Here is a 24,055-nt window from a genome sequence, read left to right on the forward strand (position 1 = left end):
ACCGAGAAAAAGATTTGGTTTTAAAACACCAAACCAAGTATATTTACATAAATTGATAAATCAGCAAAAAGTTGCATTTATGACTTGAATCCGCCAACTTAAATGGCTTATATAGTAAAAAAAGCGAGATTATTTTCTTTTAATAACTAATTTGATTAGGGACGATATCATGTCTTAATATAATTTCAATAGACCAACTATCAGAACATATTAAAAATGCAAATCAATTAAGTTGTAAATCGAAATAACTGTGCATAAAAAAACCGTTTACCAATGGTAAACGGTTTTCTAAATTATAATAATTTGTTTTTATAATTGATAGTGCAAATTATTTTACTTCTTCAAATTCAACGTCTTCAACATTGTCTCCTTGAGTTGCTTCTCCTTGTGGTTGAGCAGGACCTTGATTTTGATCTCCTGCAGCATACATTGCCTCAGTTGCTTTTTTCCAAGCAGCATTGATGTTATCAAGAGCAGTTTGAATAGCGTCTAAATCTTGAGATTGGTGTGCCATTCTCAATTCAGTTAATGCGTACTCAACAGCTACTTTATTGTCATCTGTTATTTTATCACCTAACTCTTTTAATTGAGTTTCAGTTTGGAAGATCATTCCGTCTGCTTCGTTTAATTTTTCTGCTCTCGATCTTGCGATTTTGTCAGATTCAGCATTAGCTTCAGCATCTTGTTTCATTCTTTCGATTTCTTCAGAAGTTAATCCAGAAGAAGCTTCGATACGAATATCATGAGATTTTCCAGTTCCTTTATCAGTTGCTGAAACTTTAATGATACCATTAGCATCAATATCAAAAGTTACTTCAATTTGCGGAACTCCTCTTGGTGCTGGTGGAATACCATCTAAGTTGAAACGGCCAATGGTTTTGTTATCAGCAGCCATTGCTCTAGCTCCTTGAAGAACGTGCAATTCAACCGTTGGCTGAGAATCAGCAGCAGTTGAGAAAACTTGAGATTTCTTAGTTGGAATAGTTGTATTAGACTCAATTAATGTAGTCATTACACCACCCATAGTTTCGATACCTAAAGATAAAGGTGTAACGTCAAGTAACAATACATCTTTTACATCTCCAGAAAGAACTCCACCTTGAATAGCTGCTCCAATTGCAACAACTTCATCAGGATTAACTCCTTTAGATGCTTTTTTACCAAAGAATTTCTCTACTTCTTCTGCAATTCTTGGCATACGAGTTGAACCTCCTACAAGAATAACTTCATCAATATCAGAAACAGACAAACCTGCATCTTTCAATGATTTAGCAACTGGCTCCATAGAACGTTTTACTAAAGCATCTGTTAATTTTTCAAATTGAGATCTAGTTAATTTTTTAACTAAGTGTTTTGGTCCTGAAGCTGTAGCCGTTACATAAGGTAAGTTGATTTCAGTTTCAGCAGAAGAAGACAATTCAATCTTAGCTTTTTCAGCAGCTTCTTTTAAACGTTGCAATGACATTGGGTCAAGACGTAAATCAATTCCTTCAGCAGCTAAGAAATCAGCGGCTAACCAGTCAATAATTTCATGGTCAAAATCATCTCCACCTAAGTGAGTATCTCCATTTGTAGAAAGCACTTCAAAAACTCCGTCTCCTAATTCAAGAACAGAAATATCAAATGTACCACCACCTAAATCATAAACAGCAATTTTTTGATCTTTTCCTTTTTTATCTAAACCATACGCTAAAGCTGCAGCTGTAGGTTCGTTGATAATACGCATTACTTTAAGACCTGCAATTTCACCAGCTTCTTTTGTAGCCTGACGTTGTGCATCATTAAAGTAAGCAGGAACTGTAATAACCGCTTCAGTTACTGTTTGACCTAAATAGTCTTCAGCAGTTTTTTTCATTTTTTGAAGTGTCATTGCTGACAATTCTTGTGCAGTATATAAACGACCATCAATATCAACACGTGGCGTATTATTATCTCCTTTTACAATTTTATAAGAAACTCTCTTTGCCTCAGATGAAACCTCACCAAAGCTATGTCCCATAAAACGTTTAATAGAAGCAATAGTCTTAGTTGGATTAGTTACTGCTTGTCTTTTAGCAGGATCACCCACTTTAATTTCTCCACCTTCAACAAAAGCGATGATCGATGGTGTAGTTCTTTTTCCTTCTGCATTAGGAATAACAACTGCTTCGCTACCTTCCATTACAGAAACACAAGAGTTTGTAGTTCCTAAATCAATTCCGATTATTTTACCCATTTTTACTATATTTAAATTTTATTGTATACTATTTTTAATGACTCACAGTCGGTAAGTCAATCTTTGTGCCAATATAAATGACTCTATTGATTTGTCAGTTTGTATTAAAGTTGGCGGAAATAGATATGACAAGTTGACATTTGAGATGTTTTGTCCTTCGTAGTGAAGTTTCATTGTATTTTTATATAACACAATAAAGTTGATCCCGTTTTTAATGCTCATATAATGGCCTAGTCAAACGTTTTATTTATTTTAAAAATAATCAAAATTAATTCCATAAAAAAACGGGAATAAATCCCGTTTTTTATTTTTATTGCGAACTAATATCTAAATTTTGAAGTTTACACCTGCCGTAAAAATTGTACCACTAAATCCAAATTGGTTTACTTCCCATGCATACTTGAAACGCCCTCCTAAATCTGTTACAATATCGCCCTTAGGATTCAATCTGTCTGGATAAACATTAAATAAATTATTTGCCATTATATTTGCAGAAATCACTTTTGAGAACTTATAAGTAATACCTAAATCAGTAATAAGTTTGCCTGCAAAAGTTTGATCTTTTGCTATATCGGTTGCGTGTTGCCAATTAACTTCACCAAAATAAGTATTATTAAGGATAAAACTTATTTTTTGCAAATCATAATTGATTCCGAGTAAAACTTTAGTATTAGGTCTAGCACTTAAAATTCTGCCTTGTTCTTTACGATTAAAAATGTCATAACCGTTAACTTTCAAAATAGCTGGAGTAGCAATTTGTCCATCAATTTTAGTATTGCCTACATTAGATGCAAAGCTAAATCCTAGTTTGCCATTTCCTAAAGGTAGATTTTTATAATTCATAACAACATCGACGCCTTTAGTGATAGTATTTACTGCATTGATAAAAAATTTCATGCTTGTTATGTCATTATTAACTAAGACTTGCTCCACAGGATTTATTGCTGCATTATTAGAATCAAAACCAACTTCGCCAGAAAATAATACACGGTCTTTTACTTTTATTTGGTAAAAATCAACTGAACCAGAAAATTTAGCACCTGATCTAAATGTAATTCCTGTTGATATATTTTGTGATTTTTCCGCATCTAATTTAGGAACACCTAATCCAATAACTGCGGGATCTATATTATTAAAGGTTCCTTGATTAGATACACTACCTCCGGAAACTAATGTTTGAATATTACTCAAATATATTTGATGTAAAGCTGGCGCCCTAAATCCTGTACTATAAGACGCTCTTATAGAGATATCATTATTTAATTTGTAACGTGAATTCGCTTTCCAAGAAAAATTATTTCCAAAATCAGTATAATTTTCATATCTCACAGATCCCCCTATTAGAAAATCATCGGTTACATCATAATCTAAAGTAGTATAAACACCTACATTACTTCTATCTTTCTTCAACTCATTAGCGGGTTGTAAGCCAGGGAATGATTGTGCTCCTCCATTGACATAAGATTCTTTTTGACCTGCTCTAGCTTCATATTGTTCTTTTCTTAATTCAGTACCAAATCCTATTGTTACCTTATCAAAAGTTCTTGAAAAATCAGCATTACCCACTAACTGACTAAAAGTATATCCACCGCTTTTAAATTCTGTTGGTCTATTAGCTCCTAAAGATACATTTATTGTGTTTTTTACGGTATAATCAATTTTATTAGAGCCCGCTGTTAAACTAAAATCCGAATTAAAACCAAACAACGTAGATTTTACCCCGATAGATCCTAGATTATCAAAAACATCTGTGTTAAACGTAGGCTGAAAACCATTGTATGTTGTTCCTGCTGCATGCAATAAATTATTAGGATCAGGAACCCAATAAGGAGCGCGGTACAAAGCAAAACTTGTTCCTTTTCGAACATTAATATCCCCAAAAGCGTAGATCATTGTTTTATCTGTAAGTGGATATTCTGCATTAACAACTAACGCGCCCATTTTAGAATCAGGCTGTCCTATTGTCATTCCTAAATTAGAATTGTTTTTTAACCAATCACCCCACTGCGCATCATTTGCAGCATAACCAAATAAATCATCTTTACCAGGTTTTGCGGCTCTATTTGTTTTATTCTGGTTTAAATAAGAAAGTGTAATATTCACAAAACCTTTATCGGCAATTTTAAATCCTGAATTTAAATCTGCTCCAAAATTAAAACCATCTCCTTCAGAAGTTACTCCCGAAGTAAGACTTACTTCAGTAAAATTTGCTTTCTTTTTAAGTATAATATTCACTACTCCTGCAATAGCATCTGAACCATATTGAGATGATGCACCATCACGAAGTATCTCCACTCTTTCAATGGCCGAAAATGGAATACTTTTCATATCTGTACCTACTTCACCTTTTCCAGGAGTATCATTTATATACACTAACGCACTTTGATTTTTCCTTTTTCCGTTGACTAGAACTAAAGTACGGCTTGGCCCTAAACCACGCAAATCAGCTGGATCAAAATGGGCTGTCCCATCAGAAATAGCTTGACTACTTGAGTTAAATGATGGAATTTTATAAGCTAGCATTTTATCAAAAGTAACCTGTCCACTCGATTTTAAATCTTCGGAATAAAGTTTATCAATTGGAACAGCTGAATTTAATACACTTCGCACTTTAGATCTATTTCCCGTAACAACCACCTCGTCAAGATTGTTACTTGCTTCGAGCTTAAAAATTGCGCTATCAGACTCATTCCTTACTTCAATATCTTGGCTTTTGTAGCCAACATATTTAGCAGTTAAAGTAGCAGGAAATCCACTTACTTTAATTTCAAAATTTCCATTCCCATCGGTGGTCACACCTTTAGCTGTTATTTTATCTATAACATTCGCATAAGATATGGTTTGACCATTTTCATCCTTGACAATTCCTTTAATTATCTGGGCCTACATCAATGTGGGCAATGCCATTATAAATAGCAAGGCTAAAACAAAACGATTAATTTTCATAAAAAAATTTATATTAGTTGTATTCAACAAAACTATACGTTTTTATTAAAAAACAATAAAAATGTTAACTTTTTATTAAAAAAAATTCACTTAATATAATACACTATTTTTTACTGAGTAAAAAAAGCAACTAATCAACCATTGAAACGAAATAACATAGCTATCAACAATCTTTAGAACTTATTTTAAAAAAGATGAAGGCGGATAATATTCAACGATTATTATCTAATTAATAATTTAAATTTTACACATTGAGAAATCTTAAGTTGAACTTAAATTATTGAAAAATTATAGTTTACACAGTTTTAATGCAAGGATTATTGAGCAAAAAAAAGGTCTTAAGAACAAAACACTTTTAGGTAAAAACATGCGTGAAACAACAATAAAAAATCAAACCCATTTTTGCAGATTTATTTAAAGATTACTATTAAAATGTGCCTGAATTGACAACTTTGAAGCTAATAACTCATACTAATCTTAATAATTCAATAATAATAAGAGTATAATTTAAAAAAAGAAAATTCTTATGGTCATTGCAACACGTTAAATTTTACTATTTAAAAAACAACTTGCACAACCGCCATACTTAATTTTCAAATACGCATAATTTATTGGCATACCTTACTATCATCTTTTTCAGGATTGGAGCGAATTTTTATCCCTATTTTATAATTATCTTGTTAAACCCATTTATAATTTTCAAATTCCTAAACAGGTACTTTCAAAAAGCAACTGCTTTAAACGACCTAGTTTCAATAAGAATTTCAAAAATAGCAGTATAAGAATAACCACTTATAAGGATTTTGTCTTTCCTTTGATCAATTACAAAGATGTTCTGCCAGATAACCAAGTATCGAAAAAACTTAATATAAAAGTTATCTTGCGCAAAAATATCCTGAAAATTTATAATCAAACATTGAGCTCAGTTATACGAAGCAGCCGATAGCTTTATTAAAAATAGATAAAACAATACATTACTTACTTTTAAAATTTTAATTGTAGTAGAGATTAATATTTAACGATAAAATCAAACCTTATGAAATTTTCAACTATCCAACTCGGAAATAATAAAATAGAAATTTTTAATTCGTTTGTTGGTCGAGAGTCAATAACGCTTAATGGGAAAATTGTATCGGAAAAAAGTTCAATTGGAGGCGCTAAACATTCTTTTACCATGCTAGAAAACGACCGCAAAGTAGATTGCAAGTTAAACTTAGGATACGGTGCTAATGGAGTTGTTATGGATTTATATGTTGACAACATTGCAATTATCGAATCACCTAGAAGTTCTCTATTGTTAATAGTTGCAGTAATAACTTTTGTGATCAGTATTGTAGCGATTCAAATTTTGTATCACAACTACTAAATAAACAATTAAATGTGTGAATTTTACAAAAAAGAGATAAGTGTTTCGCCTCTAACGTCAATTTGAATTGTCTAATTTTACAATTGAATCTGCCTATAACAACTTACAACTTGAATTACTATACTATTTATGACATCTTTTAGCAAACAATTATCTTTTCGTTGGTCGGATTTAGATCCAAATTTTCATATTCGTCACAGTGCTTATTATGATTTTGGAGCCCAGCATCGAATTGAAATTTTAGAAGGTTTGGGCTTAACGATAAAAGTGCTACAAGCTCAGCATTTTGGACCCATTTTATTTAGAGAAGAGTGTGTTTTCAAAAAAGAAATTAAGCTCGCTGATAAAATAATGATGCAAACAAAAATTTCAAAAATGAAGCCTGATGCATCACGCTGGTCAATTGTACATGAATTCATTAATGATGAAAATATTCTTTGCGCTATTATTACAGTCGATGGTGCTTGGATGGATACAAAATTGAGAAAAATTGCTAATCCAACTCCTGAAATTGCAATCGAAGCAATCAGTCTTTTTCCAAAGAGTAAAGAATTCAGCACGCTCTGAAGCATCTAACAAATTGATTCTGTATCGGTTGTAATTTAATTTTAGGGGTTGTAATAATTAACTATATCAATACAAATTATGAAAACTAGAGACTATTCCGTTATTTTTAGAATAATGCATTGGTCCATTGCCATCTGCTTCACAGCTATGCTATTTACCATATTTCTAAGACTCACATGGATGAACAAAAACCATGTCGCACTGATAATTCAAGATTATCTTGCTACGACAGATCAAGCTTTGACGCAGGAGCAATTAATTGTACTTGCAAAAAAGATAAGAAAACCAATGTGGGATTGGCATATCTATTTTGGTTACGCTTTAGTAGGACTTTATACTATAAGATTAATCCTTCCGTTTTTAGGTCAAATGAAATTTATAAATCCGGTACATACAGGACTTTCGTTTAAACAACGATTTCAATATTGGGTTTATATTATATTTTACGCATGTGTAGCTGTTTCTTTAGTAACTGGTTTAACTATTGTTTTAGGTCCACAAAATTTAAAAGATGTGATGGAAGAGATTCATGTGTTATCAATTTATTATCTGCTAACATTTATTGTGTTGCACTTAGGAGGGGTTATAATGGCGGAATTTACAAATCAAAAAGGAATAATTTCAAGTGTTATCAGCGGAAATATAAAAGATCAATAAGTCTAATACAGTAATATTTATTAGATAGCTACTATTTTAATTGTGTCTTATAATGTAAAATATATTTCCATACTTGATTATCAGCAAAAAAATAGAAATCTTACAATCAAGTATCGGAATTTTATAACAAAAGGCAGTTTCAATTTTTTAACTTTGAAAATAACTTAAAATATAAATATTATGAGCGCACAAAACCACAATCCACAATCACATAATCAAAAAGGATCTGACAATAGAAGTGATATGAGAAAACATGAATATAAAGACTTTGAAGAGGTCTTAAAAAATGACGAAAATTACGACGTTGACACTCAAAAATTCAAAGGTGAAAAACCTGATTGGGATGATCAAAAGAACAATGAAGAAAAAAAATAATTGCTATTGAAAGCGTTTAGTCAAATTGATTAAACGCTTTTTTTTTGAATTAATCATATAAACCTAAATTACCAGATCAAATCGATCCTTTAAAAAAAATATAAATACACCTCTTCTCCTTACCTAATAAATTAGTTGAAATTATAAACAATTGCGCTTCTCACACTTTACTATTGCGAGTAAACTACTTTGAAATAATTTAAAAAATTTAAATTCTATAACAAATTAAATCAATTATATAATCCCTCGATAATTGATATTCCTCATCTTTACATCCGCGGGCTGTATGTTTCAGAGTTGTAATTATCATCAAAAATAGCTATTTTTAGCAAAAAAAATCTCACTTGAAAAATTATTTTAAGAAAAGTCTGAAAATAATACTTTGGATATTAGGTTCCATTGTGGTATTATTTTTACTACTAGTAATTGCAATTCAGATACCAGTGGTACAAAATTTTGCTAAAAATAAAGCAGTAACTTTTATTCAAGGGAAAATTAAAACGAAGGTATCAATTGACCGAATTGAAATTGGCTTACCTAAGAAGTTAATTTTAGAAGGAGTATATTTTGAAGACCAAAATAAAGACACATTAATTGCTGGTGAAAAACTTGCTGTTGACATAAGTTTATTTCAACTAATCAATAATAAAGTTGAAATCAATTCAGCTCAATTAGAGGGAATTACTGCGAATATTGATCGAAATTCCAATTCTGAATTTAATTTTGATTATATCATAAAGGCATTTGCCTCTGCACCAAAACCTGAAAGTGATTCGCCACCAATTCAAATTTCTATAAATGAAATAGAACTTGATCGCATTCGCCTGACTTATAAGGACGCAATTACTAAAAATGATATTGCTGCTAATTTAAACCATTTTCAAACTAAAATTAAAATCTTTGATTTGGAAAAAATGAATTTTGAGATTCCAAAAACAAAAATTAATGGTTTAAAACTTAAAGTAAAGCAAGGAATCGCTGCGTCTATAATTCCTAAAAAAAATGAGACTATAGATAATTCATCACAATCCACCTTAAAAATAAAATTAGGAGAAATTGATTTATCTAAAATTGATCTTGATTATAAAAATGCAGACACAAAAATATCAGCTGCCTTTTACGTCAAGAAATTTTTAGCAAAAATTGATAGAATGGATCTTAACAATCAGTTTGCCATTATAAAAAATTTGGATCTTACTGGAGTTGAAGGTAATTTAACCATTGGTAAATCAGAAAAAGTAAGAGCTAAAAAGGAAGATGTTGTAACTGAACCTGGCGGATGGCAAGTAAAAGTCAACAATGCAGAATTTAGTAGAGTAAATTTTAAATATGACAATAATAATGCTGCTGCTGCTTCAGAAGGAATTGATTTCAATCATTTAGATATAAAAAATCTGAATTTAGATGTAAAAACAGTAAATTATAATCCTGAAAACATATCGGGAATAGCTAATGCTCTTACTATTAAAGATAAAAGTGGTTTACATATTCAAGCTTTAAAAACTGAGTTTTTCTATGGTAAAAAGAATGCTTACTTTAAGGATTTATATTTAAAAACTCCGCAAACAGAATTGCGAGATGAAATAAGAATTGGCTATCCATCCATTGAATCATTATCAAAAAATCCAGGTGAACTTAGTATAAATGCTGATTTGAAAAAAAGTAAATTGGGCGTGAAAGATATTCTTCTTTTTGTACCTACACTAAGCAACACTAATCCTTTTAGTAGCAATCCAAATGGAATTTTATCAATTGATGGGCAAATTAAAGGTAAATTAAAAAACATGATTTTTCCTTCCATTGCTGTTAGCGGATTTGGTGGAACAAAATTAATTGCTAGTGGAAGCATTTCTGGTTTACCGGATATAAATAAAGCTATTTTTAATTTAGATATAAAAGATTTACAATCAACAGCTACAGATTTTGTTAGTTTTTTGCCAAAAGGCACTATACCTAACTCTATTCAATTACCATCAAAATTTGCTGTTAAAGGAACTTTTAAAGGAACTATTGCTGATTTTAATACAAATATGAATTTGACCAGTAGTTTTGGTAGCGCGAAGATTAAAGCTAAGTTTGATCACCGTGTTAAGAATTTTGAAAAATATAATGCTCAAACAGAACTGATCAATTTTGATATTGGAAAACTAATTAAGAACGACTCAATAGGCAAAGTTACGTTAAAAGCTGATGTAAAAGGAATGGGTTTTGATCCTAAAACCGCGGTGGCTACTATAAATGGAACAGTCTCAAAAGCGTATTTTAATAATTACACTTATAGAAATCTGATTTTAAAAGGAACTACAAAAAAGGGAAATTTTAACGCGATGGTTACGGCAAAAGATCCAAATCTAAGCTTTAATTTAGTTAGTAGTGGCAATTTTAAAGATAAATATCCAGCTGCAAAACTAAAATTGAATGTTGATATAGCTGATTTAGAAAAACTAAATTTACATGCAGGACCTTTAAAAATTAGAGGAATTGTAGAGGCTGATATACAATCTGCTAATTTAGATTATCTAAATGGTAGCGTAGTTGCTCATAGCGTAAATGTAATTAACGCTAAAGATGAGTTTGCAATCGATTCCATAAGTATAATAGCTAATTCAACCGTTGATAAAAATTTATTGATCGTAAATTCACCATTTTTAGCAGCAGAAATAAAAGGTAAATATAAACTTTCGAAAATTGGAACTGCTTTAACAAATTCTATTGCTACCTATTATGATACTAATGCCGAAGTAAAGAAGAAGACTGTAGAGGCACAGCAATTTGATTTTAGAGTTGTTATAAAGGACGATCCGATATTATTTAAAGTTGTACCTAATCTAAAAAGCTTACAAACAATTACGCTTTCAGGAAAATACAATTCAGTAAATGATTCGATTACCATAAATGGCGCGATTCCCAAATTAATTTACGGTGAAAATATCATTACTGATGCGGTTATAAATATAAATAAGGAAGGTGAGGCTTTAGTTTACGAATTACTCGTTGATGACATTCAAAATAATATAGTTCAATTACCATTTACAAGTATTACTGGTGTTGTAGCGAATAATATAGTTGATTATCAAATTGCATTACAAGACACTAAAGGTGTAGAACGCTACAGAATTGCTGGAACTTTAAAAAGTAATGAAGGTAATAATGACGTAAATATTGATATTGATAACTTATTATTGAATTACGATTCTTGGAAAATTGATCCTAAAAACTTAATTAGTTTTGGGAAAAAAGGCGTTTATATCAATCAATTTGATCTAAGTAAGGCAGGAAGTAGTATTTCAATCCAATCAGAAAGTAAAGCTAAGAATGCACCAATATCATTGAATTTTGAAAATTTTGATATTAGTACTCTTACTAGTTTTATCGAAAAAGAGGATTTACAGTTTAGTGGAGCAATAAATGGAAGGGCGACTATAAAAGATTTAAGCGCTACTCCCCTTTTTACTTCGGACTTAAATATTGAAAATTTTACTTTTAAGAAGGATACTGTTGGAAACATAAGTATTAAAGTAAAAAATAACATTGCGAATGAATATATTGCAAATATTGAAATTACAGGATCAGGTAATGAAGTAAATTTAAATGGAACATATAAAACGACTCAAAGTAGTTTTGATATGAATCTAGATATTGTAAGATTAAATTTAAAGAGTATACAGGGTTTTACTTTAAATAATATAAAGGAAAGCACGGGATTTCTAAATGGTGGCTTTAAGATTACTGGAAATGCGAATCAACCACTTGTTATAGGAGATTTAAAATTTAATGATGTTGGATTTAAAGCAACGCAACTAAATGCTACATTTAAATCTATAGATGATAAAATTACGTTCACAGGCGAATCAATTGTATTTGATAATTTCACTATAAAAGATGAAAACGACAATGATTTAGCTATAAACGGAAAGATTAACAGTCCCAACTTTAGAAATTTTGCATTTGATTTAAATGTAGATGCTGATAATTTTAAAGCAGTTAATTCTAAAGCGAAAGACAACGATTTATATTACGGTGAATTGTATTTAGATAATCATTTAAAAATTACAGGAAATTTAGATAATCCAATTGTTGAAGGAAATATTAAAATTAATAAAGACACCAAATTTACTATTGTTTTACCGCAATCTGATCCTTCAATTGCTGACAGACAGGGAATAATTGAATTTATAGATCAAGATAATCCAAAAATTGAGCAAAAAGTGGCATTGACTGAGACGACCAGTGAATCTGAAATAAAAGGAATAAATGCTTCGGTAAATATTGAAATTGATAAGGAAGCTGAGTTATCTATGGTTATTGATAAGGCAAATGGTGACTTTTTAAAATTAAAAGGAGAAGCAGATTTAAGTGGTGGAATTGATCCATCAGGTAAAACAAGCTTGACAGGACGATATGAATTATCAGAAGGAAGCTATGAAATGAATTTTAATGCTATTAAGAGAAAATTTGATATCAAAAAAGGAAGTTATATTTTATGGACAGGTGAACCTACACTGGCAGATATAAATATTACAGCCATTTATAAAACCGAAGCAGCGCCTATAGATTTAGTAAGCGATCAATTAGGAGCAGTGACAAGTGAAATTAGAAATACCTACAAACAAAAAATTCCGTTTGAAACAAATTTGAAAATGACTGGCGAATTGATGAAACCAAATATCTCATTTGACATTGTTTTACCAGAAGGAAATAATAGTGTTTCTACAGAAATTATAAATACTACTCAAGCTAAATTAAATCAATTGCGTCAACAGACGGATGAGATGAATAAGCAGGTTTTTGCCTTATTATTATTAAATCGCTTTATTGGCGAAAATCCATTTGCAAGTGAAAACGGAGGAACTAATGTTTCTTCTATTGCAAGAGAAAGTGCTAGTAAAATTTTATCAGAACAACTTAATAATTTGGCTGGTGATTTAATTGAAGGTGTAGAACTAAACTTTGACTTAGACACCTCTGACGATTATACGACAGGTAAACGCGAAAACAAAACAGATTTGAATGTTGGTATTTCAAAGAAATTACTGAATGATCGTTTAAAAGTAACAGTGGGAAGTAGTTTTGGTATTGAAGGTCCACAACAAACGAATCAAAACGCTAATAACATTGCTGGTGATGTTTCTTTAGATTATCAACTTTCTAAAGATGGTAGATATAAAGTACGTGTTTATCGCGTTAATAAATATCAAGTTGCTTTACAAGGTGAGGTAGTCGAAACGGGGATAGCATTTATCATTACCCTGGATTACAATAAATTCAAAGAAATTTTTTCTAAAAGTCAAGCTAAAAAAGAAAGATCGAAATCAAAAAATGAATCAAAAAATAAATCAAATGAATAAGAATAATTTACTATACTTTTTTCTTATTACAATGATGCTATCATCTTGCAGTAACACTAAGTTCTTACCCGAAGGAGACTTATTATATACTGGAGCTAAAGTAAAAGTTGACAACAAAGAAATTTCTAAAAAAAAGAAAAAAGCATTACAAAATCAATTGAAAGAATTGGTTCGACCTAAACCAAATTCAACATTTTTAGGTTTAAGACCAAAGCTGTATATTTATAATATCGCCGGTACACCTAAAAAAGAAAAGGGGCTTAGATACTGGTTAAAAAATAAAGTAGGTGAAGCACCAGTATTATTTAGCCAAGTTGATTTAGATTACAACAAAAGTGTGTTACAAAATTATACTGAAAACAATGGCTATTTTAATGCTAGATCTAGTGCCGATTCAACGCGAAGTGGAAAAAAAGCAAGTGCAACTTATACCATCAATACTAGAACGCAGTACACCATTCGAGAAGTAAAATTCCCAATAGATTCAACTATTCTTGGAAAAGCAATTGGATCATCAATCAGAAGAAGTTTATTAAAGCAAAATGAACCTTATAATTTAGAGGTCATTAAACAGGAACGAGTGCGAATAGATGCGCGATTAAAAGAAAAAGGTTTTTTCTTTTTTAATCCTGATTATTTACTCGTTCAAGTAGATAGTACAGTAGCACAGAATAAAGTTGATTTAATAGTAAAAGTTAAAGAAGAAACGCCAACACAGTCGGAGATTCCTTATAAGATCAATAATATTATCATTTATCCAAATTATGCAATTGGTAATGATACCGCATCGACAGATAAAAGTGCGATCAAGCCATACAAGGATTTTACGATTATTGATCCAGAAAATTTATTTAAACCACGCATTTTTGAAAGAGCTCTATCTTTTGAAAAAAATGAATTATACAATAGAACGGATCACAATTTAGCTTTAAATAGGTTAGTGAATTTAGGAACTTTTAAATTTGTAAAAAATCAGTTTAGAGTTTCTGATAGTATTGGTAATTATTTAGACGCTTATTATTTTTTAACACCCTTACCAAAGAAGTCGTTGCGATTAGAATTAGTAGCCAAAACAAATTCCGCTAACTACACTGGAACAGAATTAAACTTAAATTGGAGTAACAGAAACGCTTTTAGAGGCGCCGAGTTGTTGACAATATCAGCTTTTGGAGGACTTGAAGTCCAAGTTTCGGGGCAAAATAATGGATTTAATGTATACCGTTTTGGTTCAGAAGCAAATTTAATTTGGCCTCGTTTAGTTGCTCCTTTTAAACTAAATTCTCCAAGTGGTTTTATTCCAAAAACAAAACTAACCTTGGGTTATGAATTCCAAAACAGAACTAAATTATATTCATTACAAACTTTTAAAGGATCTTTTGGATATTTATGGAAAGAAAATCAACATAAAGAACATTTACTAAATGTAACTGAAATCACCTTTGCTAGTCCACAAAATGTTACCGCATTGTATAAAGAAAAGATTTTGGTAAATGAATCATTAGGAAAAGTAATTGAAAAGCAATTAATTTTTGGACCTACTTATTCTTACACCTACACTAACACAGCACAGAAACGAAAGAAAAACACATTTTATTACAAGGGGTCGGTAGATCTTGCAGGGAATTTAACAGGATTAATTTCGGGAGCGAATATTAGAAAAGGAGATACTATCAAAGTATTTGATGTTCCTTTTAGTCAGTTTATTAAAGTGGAAAATGATTTTAGACATTATCTTAATTTGGGTGGCGATGCACAGTTGGCGAGCAGAGTAATAGTAGGTGCGGGATATACCTACGGCAATTCGCGCGAAATGCCTTTTATAAAACAGTTTTTTATTGGTGGAACCAATAGTTTACGCGCATTTAGAGCACGATCTATCGGTCCAGGAAGTTTTGATGGAGCGTCAACAAGTAATAATGCTTTTTTACCAGATCAGTCTGGTGATTTAAAATTAGAGTTAAATACAGAATACCGAGCAAAAATATATGGATTGGTTAAAGGTGCACTGTTTATCGATGCAGGAAATATTTGGTTGTTAAACGAAAATTCAGAAAAGCCGGGTGCCAAATTTTCTAAAAAATTCTTAAGCGAAATAGCTGTTGGTGCTGGTGCTGGTTTACGATTTGATTTTTCCTTTTTAGTTTTAAGAACTGATCTAGCATTTCCTATCCGTAAACCTTATTTGCCAGAAGGCAATCGATGGGTTTTAGACCAGGTTAGTTTTGGCGACGGGAGTTGGAGAAAAGAAAATCTAATATTTAATTTAGCAATCGGTTATCCTTTTTAATAAATCTAATTTATATGTGATTTCGCTGTTCTGATTTTAAAGAGCATACTATTAAAATAAAAAAATTAATTCAGCTCTAATTTACTTTTAAGTTTAAAATAAAGTCAAATTAGCCAGACAAAACGTAGTGGCTTCACTAACTTAATGATTCAATTAAATGATCATTCAATATATAGAAATTCCGATTTAATTCACAAAAAAATCTCCCATAATTTGGGAGATTTTAGTTTTTATACTTGATCCGTTTTTAAACGGTATACATTTTAACTCTTAATTCTTTTACTTTTTCATCGTCAAGATAATCATCAAAAGTCATATAGCGATCTATAGCTCCATTTGGAGTTAATTCAATTACTCTATTAGCAACCGTTTGTGAAAACTCATGATCATGCGTGGTGAAGATTACAGATCCTTTGAAGTTTTTTAATGAATTGTTAAAAGCAGTTATTGATTCTAAATCAAGGTGATTCGTGGGTTCGTCTAACATTAAAATATTAGCTCTTTCCATCATCATACGAGACAACATACAGCGTACTTTTTCTCCTCCTGATAAAACACGACAAGTTTTTAAAGCTTCTTCGCCAGAAAAAATCATTTTTCCAAGGAAACTTCTAATGTTTACTTCATCGCGTTCTTCTTCTGTTTTTACCCATTGACGCAACCAGTCTACAAGTGTATCATCACTTTCAAAAAAAGCATGATTTTCAGCAGGCAAATAGGCTTGATTAGTAGTTACACCCCAATCATAAGTTCCTGAATCTGCTTTTTGATTGCCATTTAATATTTGATAAAATGCAGTTGTTGCCCGAGAATCCTTAGAAAATAAAACGATTTTGTCGCCCTTTGCCATATTCAAGTCAACTCCATCAAACAAAACATCACCATCAATTGAAGCACTTAAATTTTGAACGTTCAAAATTTGATCACCTGCTTCACGCTCTTGGTCAAAAATAATCGCCGGATAACGACGACTAGAAGGTTTTATCTCTGATATATTCAATTTACTAATCATCTTTTTACGAGAAGTAGCTTGTTTTGATTTGGCCACATTTGCAGAAAAACGACGGATAAATTCTTCTAATTCTTGCTTTTTTTCCTCTGCTTTCTTATTTTGTTGAGCCCGTTGTTTTGCCGCTAACTGACTAGATTCATACCAGAAAGTATAGTTTCCCGAATAATGATTTATTTTACTAAAATCAATATCAGAAATATGAGTACAAACTGAATCTAAAAAGTGTCTATCGTGAGAAACTACAATTACCGTATTCTCATAATTTGCTAGGAAATTTTCTAACCAAGCAATGGTTTCAAAATCCAAATCATTAGTAGGCTCATCCATAATAAGCAAGTCAGGATTTCCAAATAAAGCTTGAGCAAGAAGTACTCGCACTTTAGTTTTACCTTCTAAATCACCCATTAATGTATAATGGTGCTCTTCTGTAATTCCAAGATTTGAAAGCATTGAAGCCGCATCTGAATCAGCATTCCATCCATTCATTTCCTCAAATTGCACTTGCAACTCTCCTATTCTATCAGCGTTTGAATCATTGTAATCTAAATACAAGGCATCCATTTCTTTTTTAATCGCATATAGGATTTTATTGCCCATCATTACGGTTTCAAGAACGGTGCTTTCGTCAAACATATTGTGGTTTTGATTTAAAACCGACATACGTTTTCCAGGTTCCAGGTGAATGTGTCCTGAAGTTGGATCCATTTCACCTGCAATTATTTTAAGAAAAGTAGATTTTCCAGCACCATTGGCTCCAATAACTCCGTATATATTACCATGTGTAAAGGTCGTATTAACTTCATCAAATAATATTCTTTTGCCAAACTGAACTGATAAATTATTAACTGTTAACATAAATATCTTTTATAAAATTTTTGCAAAAGTACGAAAAAAATACTGATTTTTTGTTTCGTGTTGACCTAGCAAATATTTACTGCTTTTTTATTGAATTAATACTACAGCTTGGGTAACTAATTTTATTTCACCGTTTTAATTTGATAAATAGCGTCTAACATTCCGTTTCTAGGAGTATCAAGCACAAGCTCCCAAAACATAATTCCGCCCAGTTTTTTTTGAATAACATAGTCAGTTTTTTCTTTGACAGAAGTAAGATTATCACCAGTTGCAAATAATTTCTCTTTAGCATTATACCAATAGGGCGCTTTTGCTTTTTCATCCCAATAATAATTCCACCCTTTCGCCATTGTGAAGGTAGATTCATAATCTTTAAAATTTACTCCACTGGTATGCACACCTGACTGATACAATCCGTTATTATTATTTGGCACCTCTTTCCAGACTCTAGTATAAAAGGCTGCACCAATTACAAGTTTTTTAGCGGGAATCCCTAACTTTAATAAATATTCGACTGCGCGATTTGTTGATTCCTCATTAGCATTTGAATTATAAATAGGCGTTTGATGTCCTGTCATAGTCGAATATCCATTTACTAAATCATAGCTCATAATATTTACACGATCTAATAATGGCATAATTTTTTTCCACTCGACTGACTCATCTAAAAATTTTTGAAAACCTCCAGCGGCAAAGCTTAACTCATTTTTACTTCCTAATACTTTGCGCAGTCGTATAATTAAATCAGTGAAGTTTTCTTTATCTGCGGCTTGATATAGATGTCCAGGTGGCCCTTCAATTGTGGGATATTCCCAATCAAGATCAATACCATCCGTTTTGAAATAATCATTCACTTGCTTGACTGATTTTGCAAAAACTTTTCGTCCATCAGCCGTTGAAAATGCTTCAGAGCAATTAGCACATCCTCCCCAACCTCCTAAAGACAACATTATTTTCAGTTTTGGATTAATAGCTTTGAGTGCAACTAAATGCTTTATTGAAAGTGAATCTTGTGCTGTATTGACGTTTAATTTACCGTTTTTTAAATGACAAAAACTATAAATGATATGAGTCAGTTTTTGAACTTCGTATTCATTTATTTTTTTATTATCACCCGTATAATAAGCGATAACTGAAAAATCTTTTTGAGCTTGCGCGAATGAAGGTAGTAAGGTAAAAGCCAATAGTAATAATAGTGCAAAGTACTTCATTTTAAAATTATTTAGTTGTGTTAATAGTAATAACATTTAGTAATCATACATTTTATTATACAAAGAAAACCTAGAGCATAATGACTGGGTTATCCTTATAAATTCATAATAATGAGAAACGGTTTTGTAAGCTCTCCTATTTTTTTAGTTATCCATTAATTTCTTTAAACTTTTATAAACGGCTAATTCCACATCAGCATGATTTTTAGAATTACATTGCTCTAATAATTCTATCAATAATAAGGAATTATTTACTCGTTTATCTTTTATCCGTACTAATAATTGTTGTGACAAATCACTTAAACTTTTAGATAATGGTAAAATGGGTTGGATTAGTGGCGCGTTTAAACTCAAATTTATTAAATCGGTATTAATAACCATCCATTTATTTAAAAAATTAATGACTGATTGCTGATTTTCAGTATTATTGTTTTTTAGAAAACGATTTACTGCTATATCAAAATCTAAAGCGTCTGATGCGTCAGCTGAACAAGCGTCAGCAAAAAGTGTTAGAGGTGAATACATTTGATATTCTGTTCCGCCAGCGTTACGCGAATAAATTTTTAGCGGTTCACATATATTAGAAAATTCTGCTAATGCTTTTATTTCTTGATTATTGCTAATGTTTCTTAAAATCATCGCTTTATTCTTGATATGAGTAATGCCTAATTCTTCTAATCGAAATGACACATTTTTCATTCTTTTATGCATACTGCTTAAATCAATAATCTCTTGACTAGACCATAATCTTTCAGCAATAGCAGCAGTTCTTGGCCAAATTCTAGAATCGATAGTTGCAGGACTTACCAGTTCACTCCACATAGTGGCTTCTCCTCCTAAAATTTTTGCTTTCTCCTCCACTGTAAGCGTACTGTTTTCAGGAATAGGATCATTGAGATAATGATCATTTACGCTTTGCATCAAATCAAGATAATAGCCATTTGAGAGCACTGTTTGATAGCCATTTTTAGCTGCATTTGCCACTGATTGTCCTACTGGCAAACCTTCATTAGGACCTTTCCAAGAATGGATAATCGCATTTTTGGACATATCTTTTGTCATAATCTCTTCCCACCCCATCAATTGCTTATTATGCTTTTTAAGCATTGGAATCAATTTCATTGTAAAAAATGTTTGGAGATCATGATTAGTTACCAACTTAATTTTCTTTTTAAATTCTTGAATTTTTGGGTTTGCATCCCATTCTTTACCTTCATTTTCATCTCCACCAATGTGAAAATAAGCACCTGGAAACAAGGGGCAGACCTCATCAAAAATTTCACTTAACAATTGATATGTTATAGGATTTGATGGATCTAAAGTTGGATTAAAAATACCCGCATTTCTTTCTATTTTATATGGTGAAGACATGTTTTTCGCACTGCCAATCTCTGGATAAGCCGTTAATATTGCCGAAGCATGTCCTGGAACATCAATTTCTGGAACAACCAGAATTCCTCTTTCGTCAGCATATTTTACAACACTTTTAATTTCTTCTTGAGTATAATATAAACCATCAGATCCTAATTGAGTTAATTTAGGATGCTTATTTACTTGAATTCGCCATCCCTGATCATCCGTTAAATGCCAGTGAAACACATTTAATTTAACAGCTGCCATAGCATCAAGATTTCTTTTTATAACATCAACAGGCTGAAAATGTCTGGCCACATCAATCATAAGTCCACGCCATGTAAATCTTGGAAAATCATTAATTGAAACTGTAGGGAAAAAATATTCTGTACTATTATTTTGCAAAATTTGCAAGAGCGTTTCCAACCCATGAAGGGCGCCAAGATCTGAATGTGCATTGATAACTATTTTATTAGGCGTAATGTCTAATTGATAACTCTCATTTTGGTGTAAAGCAATTTTCCCATTTTGTGTGCAATTTATTTGTAATTCTGCTTTAGGAAATTCATTTAACTTAGTTACAAAACCTTGGTCAAAAAACAATCCTGTTAGCCCATCTAAACGACGCAAAAAATTAGTAGCTCCAATAAATATTCTTGAATTGGGATTACCCGTAATATTTAATTTAAAATTTTTACCTAATTTAAAAGTGTCATTGGTCACATTTATAGTTTGTGGCCATGGCATTAAATCTAATTGCTCTTTTTTAATTTGAGCATTTGATATTAAAGCTATAAATAATAGGATTAGCGTGTATTTCATAAAGTGGTAAAGGATTTAATAGATTAGAAAATAAATCAGGAAGAGAAAAGAACAAATTTTCTTTATAAAAGTAAAACAGCTTTTCTAGTATTGTAATAAATACTTTTTTGTAAAAATTAATTATAAAAAATTTTATCATTTTTTTCTAGCACATACTTTTTTAATAAGTGAAAATAAATTGCGTTGCATTACTCTTTATTATTGATACTGATTTTCAGGAAGCTTATTTGTACTGTATGGTAATGCAGATTGTCATATATTATGACATTTGAAATAAAAAAATTAAATTACATGATTTTGAAATGAAAGAGAAATTTTTAGGTCCATCTCTATTGTTATGAATTTTTAAAAAAAATTCATTAACATTAAATGTGGTGAAAAAAATGATCATAATTATGCTAACGAAATTAAGTCGTTAGCATGATTAAAATTTAATTTATGTTATAACCCAAACTTTTATATTGCTCAGCAATAACATTCAATAATGAATACTCACTGAATGAGTCTTGGCTCAATTCCCATATCATTATACCACCGCATCTTTGAGAAGCCAAGTCAACTTTTCTTCTGATTGTATTTCTACCGTTATAATAGCTCTCTTCTTTTTGGTCTAGCTCAGCATATTCATTACCTAATTTAACTATATCACCGTAAGCAAAACTTGTCACGGGTAATGTTCCAAAATTATAACCGTAAAATGGAACTCCTAAAATTATTTTATCAGCAGGTAGATTATTTTTAATAGTCCAAAAATCTACACCTAATAAAGTGTCTTGATAAGAACTATGAGCACCTTTTTTATTAGCATTCCAAGGTCCTGTCATATCATAAGCCATTATATTTATAAAATCAAAAGCATTTAGTGCTTGGTCAGTAATATAATTAAATCTTGTGAGGTTAGGCAATGCACTCGTTAAAAGTAAATTCAATGGTTTGGTTTGCTTATGTAACTCTAAAATAAAATCACTATAGCCAGCAGTTACTGCATCCCATTCTAAATCGACATCAACCCCATCTAATTGATGTTGTTTTATAAATTTTATAAGACTGTTTATAATCAAAGGTCTATTTTGACTATTATCAATTAAGTATGACCAATCTTCTGATTGTTGTTTAGTTATAATCCCGCCTGCTATTGATATACTAATTTTAATATTTGGATTTTCTCCTCTAACATATTTTACTAATTTATCAATATCACCAGGAAAATACAACTTCCCAGTTTTGTCGGGGTTTGCAAATGCTAGATTTAAATGTGTTACCTTTTTAAATTGAATTAACTTCATTTTATCAAAATTATCAGTTGATAAATAGCCAACTATTCTCGCTGTTTTGACATCTTTTTTTTCAGATTTTGATTCTTTTTGAAGCGAACATCCACTCGATAAAAAAGCAGTAAGTATCAGAATAAGCATACCTAATAAAGCTTTACTTTTAATCATAATTTTTAATTTTGTTTATAATTACCATATTTCTATCCCCTTATTAGGTATAACTTAATTCAAACCAATTTTAATTTACATCCCACCAAACTTTATTTAACCAATCATTTTTTCCACCCATTCTAGCTATAGCATCTAAATAATTTGCTTCGTTTTTTTGTAGTTCGTCATTAGGATAATTTAAACGCGTAGGCGTCACACCTAATGTTTCAGAATCTGAATTTTTAATAGGCAATAATTTTGGGAAGCCTGTTCTTCTCCAGTTGGAATAAGCTTCCATACTATTAAATAAATAAGTCACCCAAAGTTGTGTAGCAATTTGTTCTTTTTCCATTCCGGGCATTAATGGTTTATTAATTAAATAGGTATCAATTTTATTTTGACTTGCTGCAGTTGCTCCGTATATTTCAATTTGTTTTATACCCGCTTCAACTCCTTTTTTATAATAATCAACTGCGCTTCCAGTAACCCACCCTCTTAAGGCTGCTTCGGCTAATAACAATTGCGTTTCAGAATAACTAACATGTAAAAAAGGTGCAGTTCTTAATTTCAGATAAGGTCTAATTCCAGAAGCTGCATTCGATCCACCTGATAAGTCCCATCTAAAAGTACCTGGTGCAACTCCTACATATAATTCTTCTCCCGCTGCAGGTGGACCCCAATTAGGACTTCCCGTTTTAGGAGTAGCAATCATAGTTAATCTAGGATCATCATTATTTCTTAAAAAATTTATTAATAAAGAACTAAAATGATCTGCTTGTTCGTTTCCAATAAAACCATGCGATAAACCATTGCCCCTAAAATCAAGTGCAGACGGTACGTCACTAAAAGGAAAATCTAAATGACGCATAATACAATTGTCGTCGTTACTCATAAAAACACCATTTTGAAAAGCGGCTTTAACTTGTTTTTCAGACTCTGCTGCCGCTACTTCCGATATTCTTATTGCTAAACGCAAACGCATGGTGTTAGCTAATTTCTTCCATTTGCTAATGTCTCCCTTATAAAATAAATCGCCTTTTACAATACCTCCCGCAGCATTTAACTGTGTCGAGGCTTCGTCTAATTCTTTAAAAAACGAAGTATATATATCTTGTTGTTTGTCATACTTAGGTGTAACAATACCTTTAGAAAAACCTAATCCAGCTTCAGAGTACGGAACATCACCATACATATCAGTAATACGTTGTCCAATCATTACTTTCATGATTTTAGCAACAGCATTCATGTTACTCATCTCAGGATTTGCAGCTGTTTTTTGAATCACATCTACAATTACTTTCATTTCATTAGCGTAAGCGTTTCTCCATAAAGCGGTTATATATTCATCATTTTTCTTGATTATACTACCAAAATTGGTTACCGCCCAAGACCCCGAATAATGTTGAACAAAACCTCCTGAGTAAATTAAATTAGCTCTTGTTTGATAAAATCCATCACCTGACATACTAAGTTGTGCAAATGAAAGCTGACCCGCAGGATTAGCAGTTAAAGCTACTGGATCTTTTTTCAATTCATCAAAATTTTCTGTACATCCCACTAAAACAAAGGCGGCGATAATTGCAGTTAATAATTTTTTAGTTTTCATAATTGTATCTT

13 protein-coding genes are annotated in these 24,055 nt (G+C 31.2%); 6 read left to right on the forward strand and 7 right to left on the reverse strand.

From position 1 onward, the window contains the following. Window positions 1-328: 328 nt before the first annotated feature. Complete coding sequence (dnaK, locus tag RCH18_RS14295) at window positions 329-2,215, reverse strand: molecular chaperone DnaK (protein WP_326937449.1); 1,887 nt, start codon at window positions 2,213-2,215, stop codon at window positions 329-331. 327 nt (window positions 2,216-2,542) lie between these two features. After that, window positions 2,543-5,092 (reverse strand): TonB-dependent receptor, encoded by a 2,550-nt coding sequence (locus RCH18_RS14300; RefSeq protein ID WP_326937467.1) that lies wholly within the window; start codon window positions 5,090-5,092, stop codon window positions 2,543-2,545. A 1,105-nt stretch (window positions 5,093-6,197) separates the two neighbouring features. On the opposite strand from RCH18_RS14300, the gene RCH18_RS14305 reads away from it, so the two are divergent. The 6 genes from RCH18_RS14305 to tamL all read left to right on the forward strand — a co-directional run bounded on the left by RCH18_RS14305 (window position 6,198) and on the right by tamL (window position 15,761). Further along, the gene (locus tag RCH18_RS14305) at window positions 6,198-6,527 is read left to right on the forward strand and encodes a hypothetical protein (RefSeq protein ID WP_326937450.1); all 330 of its coding nucleotides are present in this window, start codon (window positions 6,198-6,200) and stop codon (window positions 6,525-6,527) included. A gap of 129 nt (window positions 6,528-6,656) precedes the next feature. Next, window positions 6,657-7,094 carry an acyl-CoA thioesterase gene (locus RCH18_RS14310; RefSeq protein WP_326937451.1) on the forward strand — a complete coding sequence of 146 codons (438 nt, stop codon included), beginning with the start codon at window positions 6,657-6,659 and terminating at the stop codon, window positions 7,092-7,094. Window positions 7,095-7,172: 78 nt separating this feature from the next. After that, the gene (locus RCH18_RS14315) at window positions 7,173-7,751 is read left to right on the forward strand and encodes a cytochrome b/b6 domain-containing protein (RefSeq protein WP_326937452.1); all 579 of its coding nucleotides are present in this window, start codon (window positions 7,173-7,175) and stop codon (window positions 7,749-7,751) included. 180 nt (window positions 7,752-7,931) lie between these two features. After that, window positions 7,932-8,126, forward strand: coding sequence for a hypothetical protein (locus RCH18_RS14320; protein WP_326937453.1), 195 nt, complete (start codon window positions 7,932-7,934; stop codon window positions 8,124-8,126). Between the two features lie 344 nt (window positions 8,127-8,470). Next, a complete protein-coding gene (locus RCH18_RS14325; RefSeq protein ID WP_326937454.1) occupies window positions 8,471-13,474 on the forward strand; it encodes a translocation/assembly module TamB domain-containing protein in 5,004 nt (1,667 codons plus the stop codon). Then, window positions 13,467-15,761 carry a translocation and assembly module lipoprotein TamL gene (tamL, locus tag RCH18_RS14330; protein ID WP_326937455.1) on the forward strand — a complete coding sequence of 765 codons (2,295 nt, stop codon included), beginning with the start codon at window positions 13,467-13,469 and terminating at the stop codon, window positions 15,759-15,761. The genes RCH18_RS14325 and tamL overlap by 8 nt, the downstream gene beginning before the upstream one ends. Window positions 15,762-16,008: 247 nt before the next feature. Here tamL and RCH18_RS14335 read toward each other — a convergent pair whose 3' ends face one another. The 5 genes from RCH18_RS14335 to RCH18_RS14355 form a co-directional block, all read right to left on the reverse strand. Beyond that, the gene (locus RCH18_RS14335; RefSeq protein ID WP_326937456.1) at window positions 16,009-17,628 is read right to left on the reverse strand and encodes an ABC-F family ATP-binding cassette domain-containing protein; all 1,620 of its coding nucleotides are present in this window, start codon (window positions 17,626-17,628) and stop codon (window positions 16,009-16,011) included. Between the two features lie 122 nt (window positions 17,629-17,750). Beyond that, complete coding sequence (locus RCH18_RS14340) at window positions 17,751-18,839, reverse strand: glycoside hydrolase family 18 protein (protein WP_326937457.1); 1,089 nt, start codon at window positions 18,837-18,839, stop codon at window positions 17,751-17,753. Window positions 18,840-18,983: 144 nt separating this feature from the next. Further along, window positions 18,984-21,014: a beta-N-acetylhexosaminidase gene (locus RCH18_RS14345; RefSeq protein WP_326937458.1), complete on the reverse strand. Its 2,031-nt coding sequence runs from the start codon at window positions 21,012-21,014 to the stop codon at window positions 18,984-18,986. Between the two features lie 431 nt (window positions 21,015-21,445). Beyond that, window positions 21,446-22,456 carry a glycosyl hydrolase family 18 protein gene (locus tag RCH18_RS14350; RefSeq protein WP_326937460.1) on the reverse strand — a complete coding sequence of 337 codons (1,011 nt, stop codon included), beginning with the start codon at window positions 22,454-22,456 and terminating at the stop codon, window positions 21,446-21,448. 70 nt (window positions 22,457-22,526) lie between these two features. After that, window positions 22,527-24,044 carry a SusD/RagB family nutrient-binding outer membrane lipoprotein gene (locus RCH18_RS14355; RefSeq protein ID WP_326937461.1) on the reverse strand — a complete coding sequence of 506 codons (1,518 nt, stop codon included), beginning with the start codon at window positions 24,042-24,044 and terminating at the stop codon, window positions 22,527-22,529. Window positions 24,045-24,055 lie beyond the last annotated feature (11 nt).

The organism is Flavobacterium sp. PL11 (assembly GCF_035985025.1).
In the GTDB taxonomy this organism is placed as follows: Bacteria; Bacteroidota; Bacteroidia; order Flavobacteriales; family Flavobacteriaceae; genus Flavobacterium.

Bases quoted from the DNA above. Each gene is read 5' to 3' on its own strand.
- RCH18_RS14315 (WP_326937452.1), top strand. From the start codon at position 7,173: ATGAAAACTAGAGACTATTCCGTTATTTTTAGAATAATGCATTGGTCC.
- RCH18_RS14310 (WP_326937451.1), top strand. From the start codon at position 6,657: ATGACATCTTTTAGCAAACAATTATCTTTTCGTTGGTCGGATTTAGAT.
- tamL (WP_326937455.1), top strand. From the start codon at position 13,467: ATGAATAAGAATAATTTACTATACTTTTTTCTTATTACAATGATGCTA.
- RCH18_RS14340 (WP_326937457.1), bottom strand. From the start codon at position 18,839: ATGAAGTACTTTGCACTATTATTACTATTGGCTTTTACCTTACTACCT.
- RCH18_RS14335 (WP_326937456.1), bottom strand. From the start codon at position 17,628: ATGTTAACAGTTAATAATTTATCAGTTCAGTTTGGCAAAAGAATATTA.
- RCH18_RS14305 (WP_326937450.1), top strand. From the start codon at position 6,198: ATGAAATTTTCAACTATCCAACTCGGAAATAATAAAATAGAAATTTTT.
- RCH18_RS14345 (WP_326937458.1), bottom strand. From the start codon at position 21,014: ATGAAATACACGCTAATCCTATTATTTATAGCTTTAATATCAAATGCT.
- dnaK (WP_326937449.1), bottom strand. From the start codon at position 2,215: ATGGGTAAAATAATCGGAATTGATTTAGGAACTACAAACTCTTGTGTT.
- RCH18_RS14355 (WP_326937461.1), bottom strand. From the start codon at position 24,044: ATGAAAACTAAAAAATTATTAACTGCAATTATCGCCGCCTTTGTTTTA.
- RCH18_RS14320 (WP_326937453.1), top strand. From the start codon at position 7,932: ATGAGCGCACAAAACCACAATCCACAATCACATAATCAAAAAGGATCT.
- RCH18_RS14350 (WP_326937460.1), bottom strand. From the start codon at position 22,456: ATGATTAAAAGTAAAGCTTTATTAGGTATGCTTATTCTGATACTTACT.